Genomic DNA, 664 nt, shown 5'->3' on the forward strand with positions numbered 1-664 from the left:
CCCCGTCCTTGATCCGGCGGCGGGCGCGCGAGGCGAGCTGGCGGGCGGCGTCGGGGCTGCGGTCGAGCGAGGCGGCGATCTCGTCGAAGCCGACGGCGAAGACGTCGTGCAGGACGAAGGCGGCGCGCTCGGCGGGGGTGAGCTGTTCCAGGACGGCGAGCAGCGCGAGCGAGACGGATTCGCCGCGTTCGGCGAGTTCGGCGGGGGAGGCCGGGGTGTCCTGGTAGGTGAGGGACGGTTCGGGCAGCCATTCGCCGAAGTAGGACTCGCGGCGGGCCCGGGCGGAGCCGAGCTGGTCGTAGCAGAGGCGGGTGACGACGGTGGTGAGGTAGGCGCGGGGGTCGGCGACGGAGCCGCGGTCGGCGGCGCGCCAGCGCAGCCAGGCCTCCTGGAGGACGTCCTCGGCGTCGGTGAAGGAGCCGAGCATCCGGTAGGCGACGGAGCCGAGGTAGCGCCGGTGGGTCTCGAAGGCGTCCGGGCCGGTGGCGGCGGCGGGCGTACCGGACGCGGCGGGCCCGGTGGCGGCGGTCGTCGACGGTTCGTCACTCACGGCCCTACCGTAGCGCCCGCCCCCGCGCCGGTGGCAGGGGCGGGTCCGGACGCGCGGGAGTCCGGGGCGGGGACGGCGAGGACCCGGCCCCGGGCTCCCGGCGGCCGCGGGCGC

The 664-nt window shown here is 77.6% G+C and carries 1 protein-coding gene; it reads right to left on the minus strand.

Annotated features, from left to right (window positions below):
* A partial coding sequence (locus ABD308_RS21175) for a sigma-70 family RNA polymerase sigma factor (protein ID WP_425554819.1) occupies window positions 1-550 on the minus strand: 550 nt, incomplete at its 3' end.
* Between the last annotated feature and the right edge of the window lie 114 nt (window positions 551-664).

It is taken from the genome of Kitasatospora putterlickiae (assembly GCF_039527695.1).
Taxonomy (GTDB): Bacteria; Actinomycetota; Actinomycetes; order Streptomycetales; family Streptomycetaceae; genus Kitasatospora; species Kitasatospora putterlickiae.